This window comes from Streptomyces roseoverticillatus, assembly GCF_000719265.1.
GTDB classification, from domain to species: domain Bacteria; phylum Actinomycetota; class Actinomycetes; order Streptomycetales; family Streptomycetaceae; genus Streptomyces; species Streptomyces roseoverticillatus.
In genome coordinates, this window is sequence record NZ_JOFL01000010.1 from 12,644 (window position 1) to 37,748 (window position 25,105).

Annotated in this window: 22 protein-coding genes; 12 read left to right on the plus strand and 10 right to left on the minus strand. The window is 72.8% G+C overall.

Annotated elements, in window-relative coordinates; all coding sequences use genetic code 11:
* Positions 1-249: 249 nt before the first annotated feature.
* From IF61_RS0113370 to IF61_RS0113380, 3 genes are all read right to left on the minus strand, one after another.
* Positions 250-651, minus strand: a complete 402-nt coding sequence (locus IF61_RS0113370; RefSeq protein ID WP_052392674.1) for a hypothetical protein — start codon at positions 649-651, stop codon at positions 250-252.
* A gap of 253 nt (positions 652-904) precedes the next feature.
* Complete coding sequence (locus tag IF61_RS0113375) at positions 905-1,360, minus strand: PaaI family thioesterase (RefSeq protein ID WP_030366568.1); 456 nt, start codon at positions 1,358-1,360, stop codon at positions 905-907.
* Positions 1,361-1,436: 76 nt separating this feature from the next.
* Positions 1,437-3,743, minus strand: a complete 2,307-nt coding sequence (locus IF61_RS0113380) for an FdhF/YdeP family oxidoreductase (protein ID WP_030366569.1) — start codon at positions 3,741-3,743, stop codon at positions 1,437-1,439.
* Positions 3,744-3,980: 237 nt separating this feature from the next.
* Here IF61_RS0113380 and polA point away from each other — a divergent pair, with 237 nt between their 5' ends.
* The 4 genes from polA (at position 3,981) to IF61_RS0113400 (ending at position 8,188) form a co-directional block, all read left to right on the plus strand.
* Positions 3,981-6,638, plus strand: coding sequence for a DNA polymerase I (polA, locus tag IF61_RS0113385; protein ID WP_211264882.1), 2,658 nt, complete (start codon positions 3,981-3,983; stop codon positions 6,636-6,638).
* 165 nt (positions 6,639-6,803) lie between these two features.
* On the plus strand, positions 6,804-6,938 hold the full coding sequence (locus IF61_RS35220) for an SPW_0924 family protein (protein WP_107043038.1): 135 nt from the start codon (positions 6,804-6,806) through the stop codon (positions 6,936-6,938).
* Between the two features lie 15 nt (positions 6,939-6,953).
* Positions 6,954-7,985 (plus strand): cell envelope lipid trafficking protein PgfA, encoded by a 1,032-nt coding sequence (gene pgfA, locus IF61_RS0113395; protein WP_078660184.1) that lies wholly within the window; start codon positions 6,954-6,956, stop codon positions 7,983-7,985.
* Entirely contained in the window at positions 7,982-8,188 is a 207-nt protein-coding gene (locus IF61_RS0113400) for a hypothetical protein (RefSeq protein WP_030366572.1), read from the plus strand. The genes pgfA and IF61_RS0113400 overlap by 4 nt, the downstream gene beginning before the upstream one ends.
* Positions 8,189-8,713: 525 nt before the next feature.
* Here IF61_RS0113400 and hrpB read toward each other — a convergent pair.
* Positions 8,714-11,239: an ATP-dependent helicase HrpB gene (hrpB, locus tag IF61_RS0113405; RefSeq protein ID WP_030366573.1), complete on the minus strand. Its 2,526-nt coding sequence runs from the start codon at positions 11,237-11,239 to the stop codon at positions 8,714-8,716.
* Between the two features lie 54 nt (positions 11,240-11,293).
* Positions 11,294-12,097, minus strand: a complete 804-nt coding sequence (locus IF61_RS0113410; RefSeq protein ID WP_030366574.1) for a class I SAM-dependent methyltransferase — start codon at positions 12,095-12,097, stop codon at positions 11,294-11,296.
* 397 nt (positions 12,098-12,494) lie between these two features.
* On the opposite strand from IF61_RS0113410, the gene rpsA reads away from it, so the two are divergent.
* The 7 genes from rpsA to IF61_RS0113445 all read left to right on the plus strand — a co-directional run bounded on the left by rpsA (position 12,495) and on the right by IF61_RS0113445 (position 18,087).
* The gene (gene rpsA, locus IF61_RS0113415; protein ID WP_030366575.1) at positions 12,495-13,997 is read left to right on the plus strand and encodes a 30S ribosomal protein S1; all 1,503 of its coding nucleotides are present in this window, start codon (positions 12,495-12,497) and stop codon (positions 13,995-13,997) included.
* A 176-nt stretch (positions 13,998-14,173) separates the two neighbouring features.
* Positions 14,174-15,118 (plus strand): PAC2 family protein, encoded by a 945-nt coding sequence (locus IF61_RS0113420; protein ID WP_030366576.1) that lies wholly within the window; start codon positions 14,174-14,176, stop codon positions 15,116-15,118.
* Between the two features lie 25 nt (positions 15,119-15,143).
* The gene (gene coaE / locus IF61_RS0113425) at positions 15,144-15,749 is read left to right on the plus strand and encodes a dephospho-CoA kinase (protein ID WP_030366577.1); all 606 of its coding nucleotides are present in this window, start codon (positions 15,144-15,146) and stop codon (positions 15,747-15,749) included.
* 74 nt (positions 15,750-15,823) lie between these two features.
* Positions 15,824-16,210 (plus strand): DUF6228 family protein, encoded by a 387-nt coding sequence (locus tag IF61_RS0113430; protein WP_342667990.1) that lies wholly within the window; start codon positions 15,824-15,826, stop codon positions 16,208-16,210.
* A gap of 223 nt (positions 16,211-16,433) precedes the next feature.
* Positions 16,434-17,024: a hypothetical protein gene (locus IF61_RS35850; protein ID WP_030366579.1), complete on the plus strand. Its 591-nt coding sequence runs from the start codon at positions 16,434-16,436 to the stop codon at positions 17,022-17,024.
* 11 nt (positions 17,025-17,035) lie between these two features.
* Complete coding sequence (locus tag IF61_RS35855) at positions 17,036-17,356, plus strand: WXG100 family type VII secretion target (protein WP_030366580.1); 321 nt, start codon at positions 17,036-17,038, stop codon at positions 17,354-17,356.
* Positions 17,353-18,087, plus strand: a complete 735-nt coding sequence (locus IF61_RS0113445) for a hypothetical protein (RefSeq protein WP_030366581.1) — start codon at positions 17,353-17,355, stop codon at positions 18,085-18,087. The genes IF61_RS35855 and IF61_RS0113445 overlap by 4 nt, the downstream gene beginning before the upstream one ends.
* Positions 18,088-18,244: 157 nt before the next feature.
* Here the strand turns inward: IF61_RS0113445 and IF61_RS34130 are convergent, their stop codons facing one another.
* Complete coding sequence (locus IF61_RS34130; RefSeq protein ID WP_211264881.1) at positions 18,245-19,027, minus strand: hypothetical protein; 783 nt, start codon at positions 19,025-19,027, stop codon at positions 18,245-18,247.
* A gap of 80 nt (positions 19,028-19,107) precedes the next feature.
* Between IF61_RS34130 and IF61_RS33365 the strand changes: the two genes are divergently transcribed.
* Entirely contained in the window at positions 19,108-21,264 is a 2,157-nt protein-coding gene (locus IF61_RS33365; RefSeq protein WP_030366585.1) for a tetratricopeptide repeat protein, read from the plus strand.
* Between the two features lie 53 nt (positions 21,265-21,317).
* Here IF61_RS33365 and IF61_RS0113470 read toward each other — a convergent pair whose 3' ends face one another.
* The 4 genes from IF61_RS0113470 to IF61_RS0113485 form a co-directional block, all read right to left on the minus strand.
* On the minus strand, positions 21,318-21,632 hold the full coding sequence (locus tag IF61_RS0113470) for a DUF6343 family protein (RefSeq protein WP_052392676.1): 315 nt from the start codon (positions 21,630-21,632) through the stop codon (positions 21,318-21,320).
* 69 nt (positions 21,633-21,701) lie between these two features.
* A complete protein-coding gene (locus IF61_RS0113475; RefSeq protein WP_030366587.1) occupies positions 21,702-23,132 on the minus strand; it encodes a WGR domain-containing protein in 1,431 nt (476 codons plus the stop codon).
* A gap of 126 nt (positions 23,133-23,258) precedes the next feature.
* Positions 23,259-23,840, minus strand: a complete 582-nt coding sequence (locus IF61_RS0113480) for a methylated-DNA--[protein]-cysteine S-methyltransferase (protein ID WP_078660187.1) — start codon at positions 23,838-23,840, stop codon at positions 23,259-23,261.
* 126 nt (positions 23,841-23,966) lie between these two features.
* The gene (locus tag IF61_RS0113485; RefSeq protein WP_030366589.1) at positions 23,967-24,926 is read right to left on the minus strand and encodes a glycerophosphodiester phosphodiesterase; all 960 of its coding nucleotides are present in this window, start codon (positions 24,924-24,926) and stop codon (positions 23,967-23,969) included.
* Between the last annotated feature and the right edge of the window lie 179 nt (positions 24,927-25,105).

A 25,105-nucleotide genomic window follows, 5' to 3' on the forward strand; every position in this document is an offset into this window, starting at 1 on the left:
GGCGGCGGGGGGCAGAGGTGATGGCCATGATGTGACTGTCTTGTTATGACGCAGATCACTTCTGGGGAATTTTGTGTAGCGGTGCTGAGCGAATGATCTTCGCGGATGGTGATTTGTCCCCCGAGTGCGGAGCCAGAAAGTGCAGTTCCGCTAAGTGGTCGAGGGTGGGGGGAGGGGGTGTCAGGCCATGCCGATGGCGCTCGCGTCGCCGCCCCTACGCTTCCCGTCCTGCCTTGTGGTTACACACCGTTATGCCGGGGGCCGCCAGTTCTCGGAGCTGTGCGTCGCTCCGTTCGCGGCCTTGCAGCGCTCGGCGGACCGGCGCCGGACCAGTTCGAGTGCCGCGTCCGTCCCGCGCCGGCGCTGTTCGCCGCGCGCCTCCTGCACGATGTCGCCGTAGAGGCCGAACTGCTCGTTCGACAGGCCCTTCTGCTCCCAGTCGAGCCCGGCCCACTTGCTCCCGGTGATGTCCTGCTCGGCCCAGTACGAGATGAGCCTGGTGCACAGCTGCACGGGGGAGTCGGGGGAGGGGGAGCGCGGGGAGGGGGCGGCTGCGGAGCCGGAGTCGGAGCCGGAGCTTCCGCAGGCGGTCAGGGTGGCGGCCAGCAGCAGTGATGTACAGGCCAGTAGGCCGCCTAAGGGTGCCCGCATGCTGGGAAGGTAGAGCGCGTCTGCGGTGTGGGGAACCCGTCATGCCGCGGTTCGGCACCGCCGGTCCGCCGCGTTGTGGTGTCACACCCTTGCGGCGGAGGGGCATGCCTGCCGTGAGGCAGGGAACCGCGAGGGAGAGAACCGTGTTGCGGCGGGAACGAGATGCCCGCCGCAGCGGTGAGGTGCCCCTATGGCGAGGGTCCGGCGGAATGCGGAGCCACCCGCACCGGCGGTCAGGCTTCGGCGACGCCGGTCACCCCGCGTCGCGGATGATGCAGGTGAGCCGCGCCGAGCACACCCGCTTGTCGTGCTCGTCGGTGACGACGATCTCGTACGTGGCGGTGGTGCGCCCCCGGTGCACGGGCGTGGCGACGCCGGTCACCAGCCCGGAGCGGACGCCCCGGTGGTGGGTGCAGTTGAGGTCGACGCCGACGGCGATCCGGGAGGGGCCGCCGTGCAGCATGGCGCCGACGGAGCCGAGGGTCTCGGCGAGCACGGCGGAGGCGCCGCCGTGCAGCAGCCCGTACGGCTGGGTGTTGCCCTCGACGGGCATGGTGCCGACCACGCGGTCGGCGGAGGCCTCGACGACGCGTACGCCCATGCGCTCGCCGAGGTGCCCGGCGGAGAAGAGAGCGGGCAGGTCGAGCCCGCTGCCGGCCCACTGGTCCAGGACCTCTTGCGGGAACGTGGTCTTGCCGTGCTCGCCCATGCCTCGTGCTCCGATCACCGTCGGCCGTTGTGGTGTGAAAGTTTTTTCAGTTCAACGGCCTTGCCGTCAACCGTCGTCAGCCGGCTTGATCGTTCTTCCGCTCGGTCCGCTCGGTCCGCTCGATCCTGACGACCAGCGACTTGCTGGCCGGGGTGTTGCTGGTGTCGGCGGTGTGGTCGAGCGGTACGAGGACGTTCGTCTCGGGGTAGTAGGCGGCGGCGCAGCCGCGGGCCGTGGGGTAGTGGACGACGCGGAAGCCCGCGGTGCGGCGCTCGGTGCCGTCGGTCCACTCGCTGACGAGGTCGGCGTAGCTGCCGTCGGCGAGGTCGAGTTCCGCCGCGTCGTCGGGGTTGACGAGGACGACGCGGCGGCCGTTCTTGATGCCGCGGTAGCGGTCGTCGAGGCCGTAGATGGTGGTGTTGTACTGGTCGTGCGAGCGCAGGGTCTGCAGGAGCAGCCGGCCTTCGGGGGCGTGCGGGTACTCGACGGGGGATGCGGTGAAGTTGGCTTTGCCGGTGGTGGTGGGGAAGCGGCGTTCGTCGCGGGGGGCGTGGGGGAGGGTGAAGCCGCCGGGGTGGGCGACGCGGGTGTTGAAGTCCTCGAAGCCGGGGATGACGCGGGCGATGCGGTCGCGGATGGTGCCGTAGTCCTGCTCGAAGTCCTCCCAGGGCGTGGTGGAGTTCTTGCCGAGCACGCGGCGTGCCAGGCGGCAGACGATGGCGGGTTCGGAGAGCAGGTGGGGGCTTGCGGGCTTCAGGCCGCCGCGGGAGGCGTGGACCATGCCCATGGAGTCCTCGACGGTGACGAACTGTTCGCCGCCGGCCTGGCGGTCGCGCTCGGTGCGGCCGAGGGTGGGCAGGATGAGGGCGCGGGCGCCGGTGACCACGTGGGAGCGGTTGAGCTTGGTGGAGACGTGGACGGTGAGGCGGGCGCGCCGGACGGCGGCTTCGGTGACCTCGGTGTCGGGGGTGGCGGAGACGAAGTTGCCGCCCATGGCGAAGAAGACCTTGGCGTGTCCGTCGCGGAGTGCGCGGATGGCGCGGACGACGTCAAGGCCGTGTTCGCGTGGCGGGGTGAAGCCGAACTCCTTCTCCAGGGCGTCGAGGAAGGCGGGGGCGGGGCGTTCGAAGATGCCCATGGTGCGGTCGCCCTGGACGTTGCTGTGGCCACGGACGGGGCAGACGCCGGCGCCGGGGCGGCCGATGTCGCCGCGGAGGAGCAGGAGGTTGACGACCTCCTTGATGGTGGGGACGGCGTGTTTGTGCTGGGTGAGGCCCATGGCCCAGCAGATGATCGTGCGCTTGGAGGCGAGGATCATGGCGAGGGCCTGCTCGATCTCCGCGCGGCTGAGGCCGGTGGCCCGGAGGGTTTCGTCCCAGTCGGCGGTGAGGGCGGTGCGCCGGAAGTCGTCGAAGCCGTGGGTGTGCTCGTCGATGAATCCGGTGTCGACGGCGCCTTCGGTCTCCAGGACGAGCCGGTTGAGGATGCGGAAGAGGGCCTGGTCGCCGCCGAGGCGGATCTGCAGGAAGAGGTCGGTCAGGGCGGTGCCGCCGCCGGCGAGGCCGCGGGCGTTCTGCGGGTTTTTGAAGCGCTCGAGGCCGGCCTCGGGGAGCGGGTTGACCGTGATGATCTTCGTTCCGCCGTGCTTGGCCTTTTCCAGGGCGCTGAGCATGCGGGGGTGGTTGGTGCCCGGGTTCTGGCCGGCGACGATGATCAGGTCGGCCTTGTAGAGGTCCTCCAGGAGGACGCTGCCCTTGCCGATGCCGATGGTCTCCGAGAGTGCCGAGCCGGAGGACTCGTGGCACATGTTGGAGCAGTCGGGCAGGTTGTTGGTGCCGAATTCGCGGGCGAAGAGCTGGTAGAGGAAGGCTGCTTCGTTGCTGGTGCGGCCGGAGGTGTAGAAGACGGCTTCGTCGGGGGAGCTGAGGGCGGCGAGGTCCTCGGCGATGATGCCGAAGGCGCGTTCCCAGCTGACCGGCTCGTAGGTGTCGGAGCCCTCTGCCAGGTACATGGGCTGGGTGAGGCGGCCCTGCTGGCCGAGCCAGTAGCCGCTGCGCCCGGCCAGGTCGGTGACCGTGTGGCGGGCGAAGAAGTCGGGGGTGACGCGGCGCAGGGTGGCCTCTTCGGCGACGGCCTTGGCGCCGTTCTCGCAGAATTCGGCCGCGTGCCGTTTGTCGGGCTCGGGCCAGGCGCAGCCCGGGCAGTCGAAGCCGTCCTTCTGGTTGACCTTGAGGAGGGTGAGGGCTGTGCGGCGGGCGCCCATCTGCTGGTGGGCCATGCGCAGGGAGTGGGCGACGGCGGGCAGTCCGGCGGCGGCGTGCTGCGGGGCCGTGACGTCCGGTGCGTCCTGGACGGGATCGCCGGTGGGTGGCTTGCCTGCCATGTGTCGCTCCCCCTTGAGCGGTCGGTGGTGCGCGGTGTCGCGTACGGGTTCTCGTGCGCGTCTCTTGTGCGGCTCCGATCCTGTCACGGGGCGGCGCCGGGTGCCGGGGTGAGGTCGCCGTGGCCGGGATTGTCAGTGGGCCGTGGCAGGATCGGGGGCGTGGCAGCAAAGGCAGTGAAGACGAACGGACCGACCGGCACCGAGGCAGCGGAGGGAGGTCGCCCCCGTCTGCTCCTCATGGACGGGCACTCGATGGCGTACCGGGCGTTCTTCGCGCTGCCGGCGGAGAATTTCACGACGGTCGCCGGCCAGACGACGAACGCGGTGTACGGCTTCGCGTCGATGCTGGCGAACACCCTGCGTGATGAGACGCCCACGCACTTCGCGGTGGCGTTCGACGTGTCGCGCAAGACGTGGCGCTCGGAGGAGTTCCCGGAGTACAAGGCGACGCGGTCGAAGACGCCGGATGACTTCAAGGGTCAGGTCGAGCTGATCGGCGAGCTGCTCGACGCGATGCGGGTGCCGCGTTTCGCGGTGGACGGCTTCGAGGCGGATGACGTGATCGCCACGCTGGCTACGCAGGCCGAGGCCGAGGGCTTCCACGTCTCGATCGTCACCGGTGACCGGGACTCCTTCCAGCTGGTGTCCGATGACGTCACGGTGCTGTATCCGACGAAGGGCGTTTCGGAGCTGACGCGTTTCACGCCGGAGAAGGTCCAGGAGAAGTACGGTCTGAGCCCGTCGCAGTATCCGGACTTCGCGGCTCTGCGCGGCGACCCGTCGGACAATCTGCCGGGCATCCCGGGCGTGGGCGAGAAGACCGCCGCGAAGTGGATCAATCAGTTCGGTTCGTTCGCGGAGCTGGTGGAGCGGGTCGAGGAGGTCAAGGGCAAGGCCGGGCAGAACCTCCGTGATCACCTGGAGGCGGTCAAGCTGAACCGCCGCCTGACGGAGATGGTGCGCGACGTCGAGCTGCCGGTGGGCCCGGAGGGCCTGCGGCGCGAGGCGTACGACCGCAAGGCGCTGATCGCGTTCCTGGAGGGCCTGGAGATCCGCAACCAGGGCCTGCGGGACCGGCTGCTGGCCGCGGACCCGGGTGCGGAGGCCGAGGAGGAGGCCGCCCCCGCGGCGGGCGCCGAGGTGGACGGCACGGTGCTCGGGGCGGGTGAGCTCGCGCCGTGGCTGGCGGAGCACGGCGCGTCCCCGCTCGGTGTGGCGATCGTCGACGCGTGGAAGCTGGGCAGCGGCCGTGTCGCGGAGATCGCGCTGGCCACGGGCGAGGGCCCGGCCGCGTGGTTCGACCCGGCGGAGCTCGACGAGGCCGATGAGAAGGCGTTCGCCGGCTGGAGCGCCGATCCGGGCGCGCCGAAGGTCATGCACGACGCCAAGGCGGCGATGCGGGTCTTCGCCGAGCACGGCTGGACGGTCGAGGGCGTCAGCATGGATACGGCGCTGGCCGCCTATCTGGTCAAGCCCGGGCGCCGTTCCTTCGCGCTGGACGCCCTGTCGGTGGAGTACCTGGGCCGGGAGCTGGCCACGGCCGCCGCGGGCGACGGGCAGCTGGCCTTCGGCGCCGACGAGCAGGCCGAGGCCGACGCCCTCATGGGCCGGGCCCGTACGGTCCTCGACCTGGGGGCGGCGTTCACCACGCGTCTGCAGGAGGTCGGTGCGGCGGAGCTCATGCGCAATGTGGAGCTGCCGACGAGCGCACTGCTGGCCCGTATGGAGCGGGCGGGCATCGCGGCCGACCGCGGCTGGCTGGAGCGCATGGAGCAGCAGTTCGCCGCCGCGGTGCAGCAGGCCGTGCAGGAGGCGCACGCGGCCGCGGGCCACGAGTTCAACCTCGGCTCCCCCAAGCAGCTGCAGGAGGTGCTCTTCGGCGAGCTCGGCCTGCCGAAGACGAAGAAGACCAAGACCGGCTACACCACGGATGCCGACGCTCTGGCGTGGCTCGCGGCGCAGACCGAGAACGAACTCCCGGTGATCATGCTGCGGCACCGGGAGCAGTCGAAGCTGCGGTCCACGGTCGAGGGCCTGATCAAGTCGATCGCGCCCGGCGGCCGGATCCACACCACCTTCAACCAGACGGTGGCGGCCACGGGCCGGCTGTCCTCCACCGATCCCAACCTGCAGAACATCCCGGTGCGGACGGACGAGGGCCGGGCCATCCGCCGCGGCTTCGTCGTCGGCGAGGGCTACGAGTCCCTCATGACCGCCGACTACAGCCAGATCGAGCTGCGGGTCATGGCGCACCTCTCCGAGGACGAGGGCCTCATCGAGGCCTTCAACTCCGGTGAGGACCTGCACACCACCGTCGCCTCCCAGGTCTTCGGCGTGGAGCGGACCGAGGTCGATCCGGAGATGCGCCGGAAGATCAAGGCGATGTCGTACGGCCTCGCCTACGGTCTGTCGGCGTTCGGCCTGTCCCAGCAGCTGAACATCGCCCCCGGCGAGGCGGGCAAGCTGATGGACACGTTCTTCGAGCGCTTCGGCGGTGTGCGGGACTACCTGCAGCGGGTGGTCGTCGAGGCCCGCGCCACGGGCTACACCGAGACGATGCTCGGCCGCCGCCGTTATCTCCCGGACCTCAACAGCGACAACCGCCAGCGCCGCGAGATGGCCGAGCGGATGGCGCTGAACGCCCCGATCCAGGGCACCGCCGCCGACATCGTGAAGATCGCGATGCTGCGGGTGGGGAAGGCGCTGGAGGCCGGGGAGCTCGCGTCCCGGATGCTGCTCCAGGTCCACGACGAAATCGTGCTGGAGATCGCTCCGGGCGAGCGGGAGGCCGTCGAGGCGCTGGTGCGCCGCGAGATGGCCGGCGCCGTCGAGCTGCGCGCCCCGCTGGACGTGTCGGTCGGTGTGGGGCGGGACTGGGAGTCCGCCGCGCACTGAGCCCGTCCGTGATGTCCGTACGGCCCCTTTCCTCCGCGTCTCCCGCGGGGGAGAGGGGCCGTTCGCGTGGTTCTCATCTGCGCCGTGCATTGCTACCGTGCCCTGCCTGTTCCTGACTAGGTGTCAGATGTAGGGGATCCGGGGCGACCCGCCGGGAGGCTTCACATGCGCGCACTCGTCGCCGCGGCCGTCGGACTGGCCGCCGCCCTCGCCCTCGTCCTCACCGTCACCGCGATCGGCCCGCCCGAGGGCAGTACCTCCCCGAAGCCCCTGCTCACCTCCGCCCCCGTGCACCCCTGACGGGCCGGCCGCGCCGTGCGCCGCAGAGCGAGTCTCGTCCTTCTCGCGGTGGCCGTGTTCCTCGCGGCCCTCGCCCCGCTGCTGCGCTGGTACGCCTACCCCCGCCTCGCCAAGGTCCCGGCGGACACGTACCGGACCGCCGTCCTGGAGGCGAAGGACGCGACGCTCGTCGACTACGCGCGGATGGAGCCGCGAACCGTCCCCAAAGTGACCCTCGTCCAGACCCTCAAGGGCAACGTCGAAGAGGCCCGCAAGGTCAGGCGCGAGACCGGGCGCGACGTCGTCGTCTGGGACACCCTCACCCACATGACCGGGCCCGACGGGGCGATGATCTCCCGGATCCCCGAGCGGTACGTGTTCGACGCCCACGGCCAGCAGCCCGTGCACGCGGGCGGGGAACACGTCGACGGCACGCCCGTACGGCGCGACGGCATCGAGTACAAGTGGCCGTTCCTCGTCGAGAAGCGCGACTACCGCTACTTCGACATGCAGACCCGCGCCTCCGCGCCCATCCACTACCGCGGCACCCGATCCTTCCGGGGACTCGACGTCTACTACTTCGAGCAGACCGTCCCCTGGACCCGGGTGCCCTTCCCCAAGACGCTGCCCCTCGGAGTCACGCCCGAGACCCTCCGCCAACTGGGCCTGGAGCGGTGGTACACGACCCGGCGCATGTTCTGGGTCGACCCCGTCACCGGCGCCCCCGTCAACGGCGAGGAGATCCACCGCGAGGAACTGCGCTGGACCGACCGGCCCGAGAAACAGCCGGTCACCGCCTTCGCCGGGCACGTGAAGATGCGCGCCGACTACGTCGACTCCACCGTCGCCCTCGTGACCTCCCAGCGGCGGCTCGTCCTCCTGCTGACCTCGTGGCTGCCCTGGGGGAGCGCGGGGCTGGGCGGCGCGCTGGCCGCCCTCGCCCTGTTCCTGGAAGCCCGGGCCCGCCCTCGTCGTGCATTTACCGGACAAAAGGCACACGATGGAGGGAAAACCGAGCGGCAGGCCCCGGGGAAGAGGGCCGCGCGGAGCAGAGGAGGCTCGCCGTGAAGGAGAAGACCACGAAGGAGAAGACGGACGACGGATCCACCACGTCCCGGCCCAGGCAGCTGTACACCGGGGGCGAACGGCCGATCGACCCCGAGGACCTGGTCATGGTCTCGGGCCGGGACGTGACACCGGAACGCGTGGAGCGCGCGAAGCGGCTCATCGAGGAGAAGGGCCCGGCGGCGGTGGAGCGGTACCTCCCCTGAGGGCCGCCGCCCCGTCCGGGGCGCAGTGGTGACCCGCCGTCGCGGCGGAAGGAAAGGTGCGCGGGAACGGGAACACCTCTTCCGCCGCGACGACGGGCCGCCGCGGGTGCCCTGCCGAGTGGGTTCGCTGCGGCCGGCCCGGCCCGGCTCTGCCGGGCACCGGGCGTGATCCGGCACCGCCGATCAGGCGGTGTCGGGTTGCTCGCCGCCGCGGCGGGATGGGATCGGCGCGGCCGAATGAATTCCCGCCGCCGCGGCGGCGAGCAACCACGTACCTGCTGTCCGGCGGTGCCGAGCCGGGCGTGCCCGGGGGCGGTGCCGGAGCGCCGGGATTTCGGCCGTGCTGGATTACGCGCGCCCCAGGGCGTCGCCGCGCCGGGATTTCGGCTGTGCTGGATTACGCGCGCCCCAGGGCGTCGCCGCGCCGGGATTTCGGCTGTGCTGGATTACGCGCGCCCCAGGGCGTCGCCGCGCCGGAACTTCGGCCGTGCCGGACCACGCGTACCCCGGGGCGCCCCGCGCCCCTCAGTGGCCGCCGCTCGCCCGGCGGGTCGGGGGCGCCGAGGCCGGGTCCTCCGGCCAGGGGTGGCGGGGATAGCGGCCCCGCAGTTCCGCCCGCACCGCGCGGTAGCCGTCGCGCCAGAACGACGCCAGGTCCGCCGTGACCGCCGCGGGCCGCCCCGCGGGGGACAGCAGGTGGACCAGCACGGGGACCCGCCCGCCCGCGAGCCGCGGCGTCTCCTGCCAGCCGAACAGCTCCTGCAGCTTCACGGCCAGCACCGGCTGCCCACCGCCGTAGTCCACCCGGATCCGCGAGCCGCTCGGCACCTGGATCCGCTCCGGAGCCAGCTCCTCCAGCCGCGCAGCGTCCCCGGACGCCCACGGCAGGAGCCGTTCCAGCATCCGGCCGCCGTCCAGCCGCTCCAGGTCGGCCCGCCGCCGCGCCCGCTCCAGCTCCAGGCCGAGCCAGTCGTCCAGCCGCGCCAGCAACGCGGCGTCCGAGACGTCCGGCCACGGCTCGCCCAGCTCCCGGTGCAGGAAGGCCAGCCGCTCCCGCAGCCCGGCCCCGTCGGCCGTCCAGCGCAGCAGCCCGAGCCCCTCCCGCCGCAGCCCGTCCTCCAGCGCGGCCCGTACGAGCCCGGGGCCGGGCTCCGGCAGCGGGCGGGAGGCCAGCTCGACCGCACCGAGCCGTTCGACCCGCCGCGCCACCACGTCCCGGCGCTCCTCGGACCAGCCGACCTCCTCGCCCTCCGCGTGCAGCGCGCCCGCGGCCGCCCGCGCCGTGTCCTCGTCGATCACCGCGCCGAGCAGCACCCGCGCCGAGGCCGCCGTGACCGGCCGGTCGGCGACGGCCACCGCGAGCCAGGGCGCGCTCCGCAGCCGCGACCCGTCCCCGAGCTGCGCCCCCGTACCGGACACCATGAGGTAGGCGCCCTCGCCGCGCAGCCGGGCCACCCGCTCCGGGTAGGCGAGCGCGGTCACCAGCCCCGCCACGGCGTCGTCCGGCAGCTCACCACCGGAACCGGGCGCCGCGCCGGACCCCGGCAGCGCACCCTCCAGCCGTCGCGCCTCCGTACGCCACCGCGCGCCGTACGCGTCCCCGCCGCGCCGTGCCGTGCGCCAGGCCGCAGCCAGGTCGTCCCCGTACTCCCGCGGTGGTTCCTCGCTCAGCAGGGCGACCACTTCCGCCGCACGGCGCGCACCGGCCTCGGCAGCCCCGTCCAGGAGGGCGCGCGCGAGCCGCGGATGCACCCCCAGGCGCGCCATGCGCCGGCCCCGGTCCGTGACCCGGCCGCCGGCCGACACGGCGCCCGTGGCGGCCAGCACCTCACGGGCCGCGGCCATCGCACCGGCCGGCGGCGGGTCGAGCAGGGCCAGCCCGGACGCACCGGGGTCGCCCCAGCACGCGGCCTGCAGCGCGAAGGCCGTCAGATCGGCCACCAGGATCTCCGCCGCCGGGAACCCCGGCAGCCGCCCGTCGTCGGCCTCCGACCAGCAGCGGTACACCGCTCCGGGCGCCTCGCGCCCCGCCCGCCCGGCCCGCTGCCGGGCCGCCGCCCGCGAAGCCCGTACGGTCGTGAGCGCGCTCAGCCCGCGCGCGTGGTCGGTACGGGGCTCGCGGGCCAGACCCGCGTCCACCACGACCCGCACCCCGGGCACCGTCAGGCTCGACTCCGCCACGGACGTCGCCAGAACCACCCGCCGGACCCCGGACGAGCCGGCCAGCACCGCGTCCTGCACCGCGGCCGGGGCCCGCCCGTGCACCTGCAGCACCTCGGCGCCCAGCGCCTCCCGGTCACCCAGGCGGCCCGCCACGCGCGCGATCTCCCCGACACCCGGCAGGAAGCACAGCACGTCCCCCTCCCGCTCCCGCAGCGCCCGCCGCACCACCGCGGCGACGTGCTCCAGGAGGGCCGGGTCCACGCGCATCCCGTGCGGCGGCCGCACGGGCCGCTCCGGCGGCGCCCACACGACCTCGACCGGGTGCGAGACGCTCTCGGCCGTCACCACGGGCGCGTCGCCCAGCAGCCGGGCCCAGCCCTCGGCGTCCGTCGTCGCGGACGCCGCCACCAGCCGCAGCTCGGGCCGCAGGGCAGCCCGTACGTCCAGGAGGAAGGCGGCGGCGGTGTCCGCGTCGAGGTGCCGCTCGTGGCACTCGTCCAGCACGACCGTGCCCACGCCCGCGAGCTCGGGATCGCGCTGCAGCCGCTGCAGCAGCACACCGGTCGTGACGACCTCGACCACGGTCCGCGGTCCCACCCGCCGCTCCCCGCGCACGGTGAAGCCCACCTGCTCGCCCACGCCCTCGCCGAGCAGCCACGCCATGCGGCGCGCCGCGGCCCGCGCGGCGATCCGGCGCGGCTCGGCGACCACGACGCGCTGCCGCGGGCCATCCCCGGTCAGCCCGGCGAGGACCAGCGGCACCAGCGTGGTCTTGCCGGTGCCGGGCGGCGCGCACAGCACCGCCGCGCCGTGCGCGCCGAGCGCGCGGTCGAGGGCGGGAAGGGCGGAGCGGACGGGCAGCCGGTCGAGGGCGTCGCTGTGGATCACACGCCCAGTCTCACCCAGACGGCGGGTGGGGCGTCATCCGCCGGTACGGCGGCGCTAGTCCCGGTCGCAGACGAAGATCGCCGTTCCCGGGATGAGGTTCCCCCGCAGCGGGGACCAGCCGCCCCACTCCTGCGTGTTCCAGGCGGGCCACTCGGGCTCGACGAGGTCGGTGAGCCGGAAGCCGGCCGCGACCACGTCCCGCACGCGGTCACCGAGCGTGCGGTGGTGCTCCACGTAGACGGCGCGGCCGTGCTCGTCCTGCTCCACATAAGGGGTGCGGTCGAAGTAGGAGGCCGCGACGGAGAGGCCCTCGGGGCCCGGCTCGTCGGGGAACGCCCAGCGTATGGGGTGGGTGACGGAGAAGACCCAGCGTCCGCCGGGCCGCAGCACGCGCCGCACCTCGCGCATCACGCGCACCGGGTCCGCGACGAAGGGCACGGCCCCGTAGGCGGAGCAGGCCAGGTCGAAGGAGCCGTCGGCGAAGGGCAGGGCGCCCGCGTCGGCCTCGACGAGGGGGATGCCCCCGCCGATGCGCAGGGCGTGCTGGAGCTGGCGGTGGGAGAGGTCCAGGGCCACCGGGCGGGCGCCCTGCGCGGCGAGCCAGCGCGAGCACTGGGCGGCGCCGGCGCCGATCTCCAGGACGTCGAGCCCCTTCAGGCCGCTCGCCGGGCCCAGCAGGGCGGCGTCGGCTTCGTCGAGCCCCTCGGGGCCCCAGACGAAGCGGTCGTCGCCGAGGAAGGCGCCGTGCTCGGTCTGGTACTCGTCGGCGTTGCGGTCCCACCAGCCGCGGCTGGCCCGGCTGCTCTCGGTGTCGCCCGTGACGCGCCGGGTCGCTTCCGGTTCGTATTCGTGGATCATCGGCGGTCGTGCCCCCGGCAGTAGTGTGGTGCGGCCCGCAAGGGGGCCCGAGCGGCGTGCGGCCGGGGAACGCGGCGGGCTACTGAGGGGCCCCACGGCCTCGCCAAACAGAAGTTGTGCCCGATATGACGGGATTCGTCCCGGGTGTGCGCCTTCGCGCATTGACCGTGCCCGGCTGCCCCCGTATGCTACAAGTTGCGCTGCGGGCCTGCGCGCCTCAGACGGAGCAGGCCGCGCTCGCACTTGTTGTATGTCCCCTCGGTTATGCGAGGCGCGTGCGGCGGTTTTCGGATCGCGGAACGTGCGTCTCCAAGGCTGTCCGGCTTCGGCGGTGCGATACGGGCTCTCGGCGTAGCAGTACCTACGACTCAATGTCCGTACCGGAGCCCTTTCCCACATGACGAGCAGCACCGAGACCACCGCCACCACCCCGCAGGTTGCGGTCAACGACATCGGTAACGAGGAAGCCTTCCTCGCCGCGATCGACGAGACGATCAAGTACTTCAACGACGGCGACATCGTCGACGGCGTCATCGTGAAGGTCGACCGGGACGAGGTCCTGCTCGACATCGGTTACAAGACCGAGGGTGTTATCCCCTCCCGCGAGCTCTCGATCAAGCACGACGTCGACCCGAACGAGGTCGTCAAGGTCGGCGACGAGATCGAGGCCCTGGTTCTCCAGAAGGAGGACAAGGAAGGCCGCCTGATCCTCTCGAAGAAGCGCGCCCAGTACGAGCGCGCCTGGGGCACCATCGAGAAGATCAAGGAAGAGGACGGGATCGTCACCGGTACCGTCATCGAGGTCGTCAAGGGTGGTCTCATCCTCGACATCGGCCTCCGTGGCTTCCTCCCGGCCTCCCTGGTCGAGATGCGCCGCGTCCGCGACCTCCAGCCCTACGTGGGCAAGGAGCTCGAGGCCAAGATCATCGAGCTGGACAAGAACCGCAACAACGTGGTCCTGTCCCGCCGTGCCTGGCTGGAGCAGACCCAGAGCGAGGTCCGCCAGACCTTCCTCACCACCCTCCAGAAGGGTCAGGTGCGCTCCGGCGTCGTCTCCTCCATCGTCAACTTCGGTGCCTTCGTGGACCTGGGCGGCGTCGACGGTCTCGTCCACGTCTCCGAGCTGTCCTGGAAGCACATCGACCACCCGTCCGAGGTTGTCGAGGTCGGCCAGGAGGTCACCGTCGAGGTTCTCGACGTCGACATGGACCGCGAGCGCGTGTCCCTGTCCCTCAAGGCCACCCAGGAAGACCCGTGGCAGCAGTTCGCCCGGACCCACCAGATCGGTCAGGTCGTCCCGGGTAAGGTCACCAAGCTCGTTCCGTTCGGTGCGTTCGTCCGCGTCGACGAGGGCATCGAGGGCCTGGTCCACATCTCCGAGCTGGCCGAGCGCCACGTGGAGATCCCGGAGCAGGTCGTCCAGGTCAACGACGAGATCTTCGTCAAGGTCATCGACATCGACCTCGAGCGCCGCCGCATCAGCCTCTCGCTGAAGCAGGCCAACGAGTCCTTCGGTGCCGACCCGTCCGTGGTCGAGTTCGACCCGACCCTGTACGGCATGGCCGCGTCCTACGACGACCAGGGCAACTACATCTACCCCGAGGGCTTCGACCCCGAGGCCAACGACTGGCTGCCGGGCTACGAGAAGCAGCGCGAGGAGTGGGAGCGCCAGTACGCCGAGGCGCAGCAGCGCTTCGAGCAGCACCAGGCGCAGGTCATCAAGTCCCGCGAGGCGGACGCCGAGGCTGCGGCCGAGGGTGCTCAGGCTGCCCCGCAGGCCGGTGGCGCCCAGGTCTCCGGCGGCTCGTACTCCTCGGAGTCGGCCGACAGCTCCGGCGCCCTGGCGTCGGACGAGGCGCTGGCCGCCCTCCGCGAGAAGCTCGCCGGCGGCCAGAGCTGAGGCTCTGCACCACGGCAGCTGACAGCTGACTGAGTAAGGCCCGTTCCCCTTGGGGAGCGGGCCTTACTCGTGCTGTCGTTCCGTCATGTGAGATGCGCGGCGCGATCCGGAAGCCGGGAATGGCCGGGCCCTCCAGGCGCGTTCCCCGGTACGGAACATGAGGAGGAGCGGTCACTGTGTTGGATCCGCAGGGTTTGTACGAATGGGAGCCCAAGGGGCTCGCCGTGGCCGACCTGGCCCTGGCCCAGGAGACGGCCGGCCTGGTCATGCTCTATCACTTCGACGGCTACATCGACGCGGGAGAGACCGGCGAGCTGATCGTCTCGCGGCTCCTGGACACCCTGCCGCACCAGGTCGTCGCCCGCTTCGACCACGACCGGCTCATCGACTACCGGGCCCGCCGGCCGCTGCTCACCTTCCAGCGGGACCGCTGGAGCGCCTACGAGACCCCGGCGATCGAGCTGCGCATCGTCCAGGACGCTACGGGCGCGCCCTTCCTGCTGCTGTCCGGCCCCGAGCCGGACGTGGAGTGGGAGAGGTTCGCCGCCGCCGTGGGGCAGCTGGTCGAGCGGCTCGACGTCCGGCTGGCCGTCAACTTCCACGGCATCCCCATGGGCGTCCCCCACACCCGCCCCGTCGGCATCACCCCGCACGGCAACCGCACCGACCTGATGCCCGGTCACCGCAGCTTCTTCGACGAGGCGCAGGTGCCCGGCAGCGCCGAGGCCCTCGTCGAGTACCGCCTGGCGGAGGCCGGCCACGCCGTCCTGGGCGTCGCCGCCCACGTCCCGCACTACGTCGCCCGCTCGCCGTACCCGGACGCCGCCCTCACCGCGCTCGAAGCGGTCACGGCCGCCACCGGCCTGGTGCTGCCCAACGCCGCGCACGCCCTGCGGTCCGATGCGCTGCGCACCCAGGAGGAGATCGAGCGGCAGATCGCCGAGGGCGACGACGAGCTCGTGACCCTCGTCCGCGGCCTCGAGCACCAGTACGACGCGGTGTCCGGCGCGGAGACCCGCGGCAACCTCGTCGCCGAGCCCGTCGAACTGCCCTCCGCCGACGAACTGGGCGCGGAGTTCGAGCGCTTCCTCGCCGACAGGGAGGGCGACAGCGGTCACTGACCGCCCGCCCTATACCGTGGGGCCCATGCTGAGAGTGGGCCTCACGGGCGGAATCGGAGCCGGCAAGAGCGAGGTGTCGCGGCTGCTCGCGTCGTACGGCGCGGTGATCGTGGACTCCGACCGGATCGCGCGCGAAGTGGTCGGGCCGGGCACGCCCGGACTGGCCGCGGTCGTCGCCGAGTTCGGTGACGCGGTCCTCACCCCCGACGGCGCGCTCGACCGCCCCAAGCTGGGCGCGATCGTCTTTGCCGCCCCCGATCGCCTCGCCGCCCTCAACGCCGTCGTGCACCCTCTGGTCCGGGCCCGCTCCGCCGAACTGGAAGCCGCCGCGGCCCCGGACGCCGTCGTCGTCCACGACGTCCCCCTCCTCGCCGAGAACGGCCTGGCCCCGCTCTACGACCTGGTCATCGTCGTCGACGCCGGCACGGACACCCGCCTGGACCGCCTGGTCCGCCTCCGCGGCATGACCCCCGAAGAGGCCCGCGCCCGCATGACGGCCCAGGCCACCCGCGAGGCCCGCCTCGCCGTCGCCGACATCGTCATCGACAACGACGGCCCCCTGGAGGCCCTGGAGCCCCAGGTGTCGAAGGTCTGGCAGCAACTGCGCGAACGCAGCGCGGGTGACCGTTAGGACCTGATCACGTGATCGACTACGACGATGACGGCATTCCTGCCGTCCGGGTGGGAGATCCCGGACCGCGACCGGTGGACCTCCTCCTCTCCAGACCGGCGCGATCGTTCGGCGACGATGACCCGATATTCGACTTCCTCGTGACGGCGAGGGGGCAAGGGGTGAGCGTCGAGGTCTCGGTGCGGACCCTGGGCGGCGACGGCCTCGATGCCTTTCTGTCCTCGCTGGCCGAGGACTTCCGCGGCTGGACAGGGGCACGCACCTGGCGCTCCCTCGAAGGCGACCTGAGTCTCTCGGCGGAACACGGCCCCGGCGGCTACGTCCGCCTGACGTGGGGGATCCACGACCGGCCCCCGTCCGAGGAGTGGCACTTCGAGACCGCCACCGTGCACGCGCCCGGCGAGGAAATGCGGAACCTCGCCGCCGAGATCCGTACGTTCGTCTTGAGTGCGTTCCAGTAGCCGGAACCCCTTCAGGGCGTACTGCCACCACGTGAGATGACATCTTGGTCATCACGGCCGTTAGTCCTATCGGGTGAGGATCGGCGGGGCCCCGGGTTGGCTGTGGGGGCAGGTGGGACATGGGCTGGGGGCTGGTGCTCGTGATGCGCAGCCCGCTTTTGTGTGACGGTCACTTGTTGCTGTGTGCATAAGGTCCCCTCATCCGATGCTGAGGAGACCTTTCATGGCCGTGCCCGAGTTAACCGCGAGGAGCCCGTTCGTTGCTCTGCCCGCACCGCGCATCCTGCCGCGCCTCGCCGGTGTCGGCATCGTTGTGCTTTCGCTGGCCTGTATGGGGTTCATGGTCCGTCAGGCGGAGAAATCGGCCGGGCTCGTGGCGGACAAGGGCACACTGGTCGTGAAGCGGTGCGAGGAGCGCGGGCGTTCGGGCGGGCGGTATTCCTCGGACACGTATGACGTCTGCTTCGGTTCGTTCCAAGCCGACAGCGGCCGGGCCATGCGTGACGGCGCCTGGATCCGCGGCTGGTACGTGGTGGGCGAGAAGGTGCGCGTCTATCGCGAGGGAGACCGCTGTCAGCCGGTCAGCTGGCGGTTCTTCTGGGGGCGGCTGGCCTTCTTCTTCGCCGGGCTGATGATGGTCGCTTTCGGCCTGATGACCACGGTGGTCGGCCACCGGGCGAAGACCGCCGAGGAGATCAGGGCCTCTTGGGAGGCGCTGCGCCGGACGTCCGCAGGGCCGTACGTCTCCTGGCTGTTGCGGACCGGCGGAGCCGGGACCGCCGCGTGCACCGTGCTGTCGCTCGTCTGGTCCTGAAGGGGGGAACCGTGGATCTGAAGGTCGAGCCCGGACAGCTCGAAGCGTTCGCACGGCAGGTCGGCCGGGGCGCCGAGGACTTGCGGGAGGTGCTGGCGTACGTCCGGCGCCACACCCTCCTTCGCCCGGCGGCAGGCGGCCTGTTCGAAGACGTGGTCCTCTGGCACGGCCCTTTGCGCGACGACGTCCTGAGCGCCCTCCAGCGTTTGGCCGGGGTCCTGCAGGCCTCTTCGGAGGAACTCGCCACGGCCGCCGCCTATTACCGCCGCACCGATCGCCGCACTGCCGCCGCATTCGACGCGGCAATCCGCGAGAAGGACGCGGAACGGTGACGGCCACGGCATTTTCCGATGTGGCGGAGCCGACGGCGTGTCTCGTCCCGCCCGGCGAACCGGGGGAACTGGACCCGCTGAAGCCGTTCAATGACGCGGCGGAGGTCCTCACCCCATCCGGCTGGCTCTTCAAACTGGCGGAGCTGTATACGGGTCAGGATCCCCTGAAATGGGCCGAGAAGTTCCTCACCGGCGACTGGGACGCCTTTGCCAAGTGCGCCTCGGCATGGCGGGAGACGGGGCATGCCTGCGAGGGCGTCGCGCGCAACCTCCGATCCGGCAGCACACGCATTGACGCGACCTGGGACGGCAATGCCGCCGAAACGGCTGCGCGCTATTTCTCCGCCCTTGCCGGAAATCTTGAGGAGTTCCACGCCTCCTTCGGCGCTATGGGCACGGAATACCTCGTCGTCGCCCAGTCCGTCATGTATGCCGGAGCAGCCATCGGCGACTGCCTCGGGGCGATCCTCGACGCGCTGATCACCGGGACCCTCATCGCGGTGGCCGAGGCGGCCACGGGCGGAGCCGCCGCAGCCGCGGCCGCGGCGCTGGGCACGCAGGAACTGCTGACCATCCTGAGGGAATGGGAGCACATGACCCTGCTCGCTACGGAGGCCCAGATGTGCCTGCACGCCGGCTACGGCGTCCTTGGCAGGATCGGCGCGGAGGCTCTGGCCTCGCTCAACAGCTTCCCCGTGCCGCGCGCGGGCTACGACCACCCCGCGGTCTGACACAGGAGGGAACGCATGAGCGAACGGCATGTGGGATTCGAAGAGTTCGTGACCCGCGGACGCAGCGCCGACCGGGCGCGCGCCCTCCACGAGGCGCTGCAGCGGCTCGCCGGCGGCGGCGCCGGCGACGTGCTTCAGGAGATGGCCCGCGACGTGCTCACCGGCCGGGTCGGCCTGCGGGACGCCGTGCGCGTCGGGGCGTACGCCGAGGCCCTGGGCGAGGGGACGCGGGCTCTGCGGACGGCATGGCAGGCCCTGCCGGAAGAGGAGCGCGCGCGGTGCGTGGAGGAGGCCCGGCGCGCCCTCGCCCCGCCCGCCTCGGGCCAGGGCGCATCCCCGTACTGACCGCCCGCGCCCTCACTCCTGCCCGGCCTCCGGGGGGGGGGTAGGGCATTGTGGCCGGTCGTAACAGGTCGGCGGAGCCCGCCACTTCCGACAGGGCGTTCGCCAGCGCCACCAGGACCTCCCGCACCCGGGCGATCTCCTCCCGCAGCGCCGCCGCGTGCTCCCAGCCGCGCTCGTACGAGACGGGGTCCACGTCCGCCGGGCGCTGGGACTCGTACGCGGCCAGGCGGGGGTGCCAGGTGGCGAGGACGGGGCGGAGGGCCTGGTTGAGTACGGTGACCGCCAGCGCGCCGAAGGTGATCTCGCCCGGGCCGCGGCGCGGGGCGACGTCGGGGCCGTAGCGGCGCAGGATGTCGCGCGTGGTGCCGAAGAGGCTGTAGAAGGAGGACAGGGCCTCCCGCAGGAAGCCGTCCTCCGGGCCCAGCTCGACGGTGGAGACGCGCGTGGCCAGCTCCGCGTACAGCTCCCAGGCGGCCTTGCGCTCGGCCTCCACCGGCTCCCAGACGCCCGTGATGTCACCCAGCATCGGAATCGCCATCCGGACCGTGACCTGCTTCGGCCTGGCCCGGCCGGCGGCGTTGCGTATCCGTCGCATGATCTTCCTCCCCGGGGCCCCACAGTAGGCTAGTCCGGCCGCAGCAGACAGGCATCGGCCGGAACACCGTGGGAGAGAGCGTGGAGGGACAGGGCGCCCGCAGTTGGGACGTGTTCCTCAGCTACAGCCGCGGCGACGCCCACCGCATAGCTCCCCTGCGGGACCGGCTGCTCGCCTCCGGGCTGGAGGTCTTCGTCGACGAGGTCACCGTCGCGGGCTTCGCCGGCATCAGCGGCAGCATCCGCGCCGGCCTGGCCCGCTCGAAGGCGCTGCTGGCGTGCTACTCGGCGGCGTACCCGACGCGGCAGGCGTGCCAGTGGGAGCTGACCGCCGCCTACCTGGCGGGCCTCGCCGAGGGCGACCCGCGCCGCCGGGTCATGGTCGTCAACCCCGAGCCGGGCACCGGGCACATCCACCCCGTGGAGCTGCGCGACGCCAAGCACTGGGCCCTGCCCGCCGGAACGGCCGGGCTCGACGCCCTGGTCGCGGACGTGCGGGCGCACGTCGCGGCGCTGGAGGGCACCATCGGGGCGACCGAGGCCGCGCCGGCCCGCTGGTTCCCGGGCCCGCCCCCGTCGCCCGCGCCCGCGTTCACCGGCCGCCTGCCCCGCCTGTGGCAGGTGCACAGCTGCCTGCACCAGCACGACGCCCCGCTCACCACCGGGCATTCGGCTCCCCGGCCGGTGCAGGTCCGGGGCATGGCTGGGATCGGCAAGACGCTGCTGGCCCAGGAGTACGCGACGCGCTTCGCCGCCGGCTATCCGGGCGGGATCCACTGGCTCTCCCGCGACGCCGGCGCGGAGCCGCACGGCACGGGGTCTCCGTACGGACCCTACGAGGGCGGCCTGCGGGCGCTGGCCGCCGCGCACGGCCTGCCGGGGGAGGGCTGCGCGGAGGACGTCGCGGCCCGGCTGCGCGACCGCTTCGCCGCGGCCGGCGAACCGTTCCTCTGGATCGTCGACGACCTCCCGGACCGGCTGACGACCCAGCAGGTGACACGGCTGTGCGCTCCCCACCCGCTGGGCCGCACCCTGCTGACGACCCGCAGCCGCCGCTACGACACGCTCGCCACCCCCGTCGACCTGGACCCGCTGCCGCCCGGCGAGGCGTACGCGCTACTCACCCACGCCGCGGCGCCCGCCTCTCCCGAGGAGCGGGCGGCCGCCGACGCCCTGTGCGCGGCCGTCGCCGGGCATCCGCTGGCGCTCGACCTGCTGTCCTCCGCCGCGGCCGACGGCTACACCACCCTCCTCGACCGCTTCCACACGCCCGGGCGCTCGCTCCTGGACGTCCTCGGGCGGGACCGCGTCCTGCCCACCGGATACCCGGCCGGAGTGACCGCCGCGCTCGTCCGGGACGTACGGGAGGCGGGCCCGAGCGCCATGGACGCCCTGCGGCTCGCGGCCGCCTTCGCACCGACCCCGCTGACCAGGGACGACGCGGTACGGGCCCTGTCGCCGGGCAGCGCTGCCCCGGACGTCGTCGCCGCCCGCCGCCTCGACGCGGGCATCGCCGTGCTGCGCGGCCGCGGCCTCCTCGCGTCCGCCGGCACCCGCGCCTGGTCGGTGCACCCGCTCACGGTCCACGCCTGGCTGCGGCACGACCCCGAGCCCGGCCGGGCCGAACAACTGCGGCACGCCGTCATACGGGTCCTGCGTGCCGCCCACGGCACTACGCTGGGCGGCGTCGCAGCCCGGCCCGGCACGGCCGGCACGAGCAGCACGAGGGAGCCGCGGATGAAGCAGCACACGCCCGCGCCGCCGGTCGGCGCGCCCGGGGAGCTGGAGCGCATGGCCGCCTTCGACCTGCAGGTCGAGCTCGCCACCCGCATCGGCGTCCAGGAGCTGGCCCCCGGCACCGGCAGCCTGCGCGAGGCGCTCGGCTCGCTCCACGCGATGTTCGAGTTCACGCGCTCCACGCTGCGGCAGTACAGCATCAACCTCGCCGGCGGGCCGCCGCCCGAGGGCGCCCGCACCATCTACGCGATCGCCGACGACCTCCTCAACCGCACGCTGAGGCCCTTCACCAGCACGTGGCACCCGCGGCTGGCCGCCCACGAGGCGCTCCGCCCGGAGGGCACGAGCCCGGTCGCCCACGAGGAGGCGTGGGCGGACGCCCCGGCCATGCGCGCGGCCCTCACGGAGCTGCGCACGCCGCTGCTGCGGATCGTCGGTGAACTCGCCGGCATCTCGGGCGCCGACTTCGGCCTGTCGGCGGCCGGCTCGCAGCCGGGCTGAGGCCTGCCCTGCGGATGCGGATCGCTGCGGACGCAGGCCGCTGAGGACAGCCGCTACGGGTACGGTCCGCGCCCGTCGTCCCCCGGCCCCCGGCGCTCCCAGGGATCCCGGCGCTCGCTGACCGGCCGGTACGGCGGGACGTCCCGGCCGGGCTGGAAGTGCGGGCCCTGCCGGATGTGGCGGATCACCAGCGAGAGGTCGACGGCGGTCACGGCGACCAGGACCCCGCAGGCGGCGGCCCAGCCGGGGTGGTCCGTGATCGCGAAGAGCACGGTGCCCGCGACGGCCCAGAACAGGCCCCAGGAGGCCAGCCCGCAGCGCAGCCGCAGGGCGCTGCGGGCCGTGGCGGGTTCGTTGCCGGTACGCATGGCGATGCACCTCTGCCTCCAGCATCCACCCGCCCGGGTGAGGGGCGCCGCCCGGCCGGGCGTCCGGGCTCAGACCAGGCGCCGGATCTCGCCCCGCACGCGGTAGAAGCCGCCGGCCGCGGGCGTGAGGGCGTCGATGACGTAGCGGGCGCCGGCCTCGCGTATGTGCCGGGGGAACTGCACGTTCCAGCTGGGGTCGTAGCCCTCGGAGACGACGTGGACCCGCAGCCTGCCGGCCTCCTGGACGCACTCGACGACGATGCCCGTCGCGGGCGCCGTGGTCACGGTGGCGAGGGTGCGGGACGGGGTGTACGTGGGCACGGCCGCGGCCGACTTGACGTCCACGGGCACCGGGACGTTGCCCGCCTGCGCCGCGGCGACGGCGCTGTCACCGGCATCGACGCAGACCAGCGCGCCGTCCGTGGTGACCATGTACAGCTTCTCGTTCAGATACTGCATGGACAGCGCCGAGCCGCCGCCCGTGCCGAGCTTCCACAGCCGGGTGCCGTCCGCCGCGAAGCAGTACACGGACGACGCGGAGTCGCCCGCGAAGACGTAGCGGCCGCCGGGGGAGGTGGCGCAGGAGTAGACGACGGTGTCGCACGGGTAGGTGGCCTCGACGTCGCCCGTGGCCTTGGACAGGCGCTGGACGACACGGCGGTTGGTGCCGGCGTAGACGGCGTGGTCCTCCTGCCAGCCGAACAGCACCGATCCGGACGTGGGGGTGTGCCACAGCTCGCCGCTGCCGTCCTGGGCGTAGGCGGTCACGCCGCGCGAGTGGCCGTGGTAGACGGCGCGCTCGTCGCGGCGGACCATCCAGGCGTGGTCGCCGCTGCTGTTGCGCGACCACTGGTACTCGTCCTCGTGGTCGATGACGGTCAGCCTGCCGTCGCGGTCGGCGACGTCGAGGACGCCCTCGCGGATGTCGAGCCAGAAGATGTCGACGTCGGAGGAGATCTCGTAGGCGGCGAAGGGCAGCTTGGAGGACAGGTCGTAGACCGTGCCGTCGTCGCACCCGGCGTAGATCCAGAAGTCGTCCGCCACCAGGCACTTGACGCCGGCGGGCAGCTGATAGCGGGCCAGCACCTCGCCGTCGTGGCCGAGGGTGTGGACGTGCCCCGCCTGGTTGCCCACCCAGCAGCGGTCCTCGTCCACATGGATGCCGAACGCGGAGGAGCCGGTGTCGAAGCGCCACAGCACCGGCGCGACGGCCCGCGCGGTCGACGGCGCGGAGGATACCTGACGGTGCGTCACCGGGCGGGCGGCGCGCTGCCCGGCCACGGCCGGGGCGTAGCCCTTGCGGACCTTCTCGCCGACCTTCTTCGCCGCCGCGGCCCGGGCCTTCTCCGTGCTCGGGAACGAGGAGGTCTGGGTCTGGCCGGGGGCGCCGATGCGGCCGTAGCGGACCGTGACGGACGTGCCGGCGACCGTGACCTCGTAGAACTTGTGCGCCCCGCCGCCGTCCTGCGACAGCTCCAGGTACGTCGTCTCTCCCGCCATGGCAAAGGCCCCTCTTCCCCGTCCGTCGGCCACGCCGGCCGATCTCCGTGCCGAGCACGCTAGGGGCTGCCACTGACAAACGGCCCTCGCTCACCTGCGCGAGCAGCGCGGCAAACAGACGAACCGTTAGAAAAGGGGCTCGGGAAGCACTCCTTCGAGGGACAGGAGGGCGCGCTTGATCTCCAGCCCGCTGCCGAACCCGCCCAGGCCGCCGTTGCTCTCGATGACGCGGTGGCACGGCACCACGACCGGCAGCGGATTGCTGCCCATGGCCACGCCCACGGCCCGGGCCGCCCCGCGCTCGCCCACGCGGTCGGCCAGGTCCTGGTAGCTGACCACGGTCCCGTACGGGACACCCGCGGCCAGCTCGCGCAGCACGCGGCGGTTGAACCCGGAGGTCAGCGACCAGTCCAGCGGGACCGAGAAGGTCTCCCGGCGGCCGGCGAAGTAGGCCGTGAGCTCGGCCGCCGCCCGGTCGAGAACCTCCCGCGCGGCGCACGGCCCGGTCGCCGGGCCGGTCCCCATGCGGCGCGCGAGGCCGGCCACGGCCGCCTCCGTCTCCTCCGCCCCGGCGCGGAAGATCACCTGCAGCAGCCCCCGGGGCGTCGCCGCGATCCCCAGCGGGCCGATGGACGCGCCGACCGTCGCCCACGCCCACTCCTGCGGCCGGGGCGGGGTGGCCGCGGCAACCGGTTCCAGGTCCGTCATGGGGCCAGCGTAGGCCGTTCGGGGGACCGCCGGGCCCCGGACCGCACAAGTGATCCACGATCATGCGATCCGGCAGGCCGACGGGCCGGCGGGCCCCGGCCGCGGGCTCCGGGAGGCCGGAGCCCGCTAGAGGCCCAGGAAGCTCAGGATCGACAGGGGACCGTCGTCCTCCTCCTGCTCGTCCGCCGCCTCCTCCAGGGCCTCCTGGATCACCTGCGGGGTGTTGCTGATGATGCCGTCGACCCCCATGCGGGCCAGCGCCACGGCCCGGTCGCCGTTGTCCACCGTCCACGCGGACACCTCCAGCGGCCGCCCGTGCGCTCCCCGTACGGCGTGCACCGCCCGCACGTAGGCGGCGGTGACGCTCTTGTGGTTCGGGTTGACCTGGTCGGCGAACGCGGCGTACGACCGCAGCTCCGAAGGCTTCGGAGCGCCCAGGAAGCCCGTCTTCACGTCCGGCCGGACCCGGTGGAAGGCCTTGAGGGACGGGGCGCTGAAGGACTGCACGACGAGGGCGCTCCGCACGTGCCGCGCGTCGAGCCACCCGGCGCGCTGCAGCTCGGCCGCCAGCTGCCGCTCGATGCCCGGGTACAGCTCGGGCGCCTTGACCTCCAGCAGCAGCTTCTGCCGGTTGTGGTCGACGCGCTGCAGGTAGCGCCGCAGCGTCGGCACCCGCTCACCCGCGAACCTGCGGTCGTACCAGCTGCCCGCGTCGAGCTTCTGGATCTCGGCGAGGGTGAAGTCGGCGATCTTCCAGGGGGCGCGGCCCGGATAGCGCCGTCTGGCGTCCGTGGTGCGCTCCAGGGTCGTGTCGTGCATGACGATCAGGGCGCCGTCCTTGGTGCGCTGCACGTCGTTCTCCACCCAGGTGATCCCCAGGTCGGCCGCCTCGTCGATCGAGGCCAGAGTGTTCTCCGGGGCCCGGACCGGCACCCCGCGGTGGCCGATCACGAGCGGCGCGCCCGCCTGCGAGGACTTCGCGGCGGGAGCGGCCACCGGGGCCGCCTGGGCCTGGGGGGCGGCGAGGAAGAGCGCGGACAGGCCGAGCAGCGCGCTGGTCACGGCGGAGACGGGGCGGATGCGCATACGGGCTCCTCGCGGCGGCTGGACACGGACGGGCACGGACGCCCGGGGGCACCCCCGACCCCCTGGTGTACGGGACGGGCCCACCTCAGACAAGTACGCGACGGGGGCGCGGCAGGCGCACGGCGACGGGTGTTCTTCGCCGGATCGCCTCCTGCCGTTCGCCCCGGGAACAAGGGCCG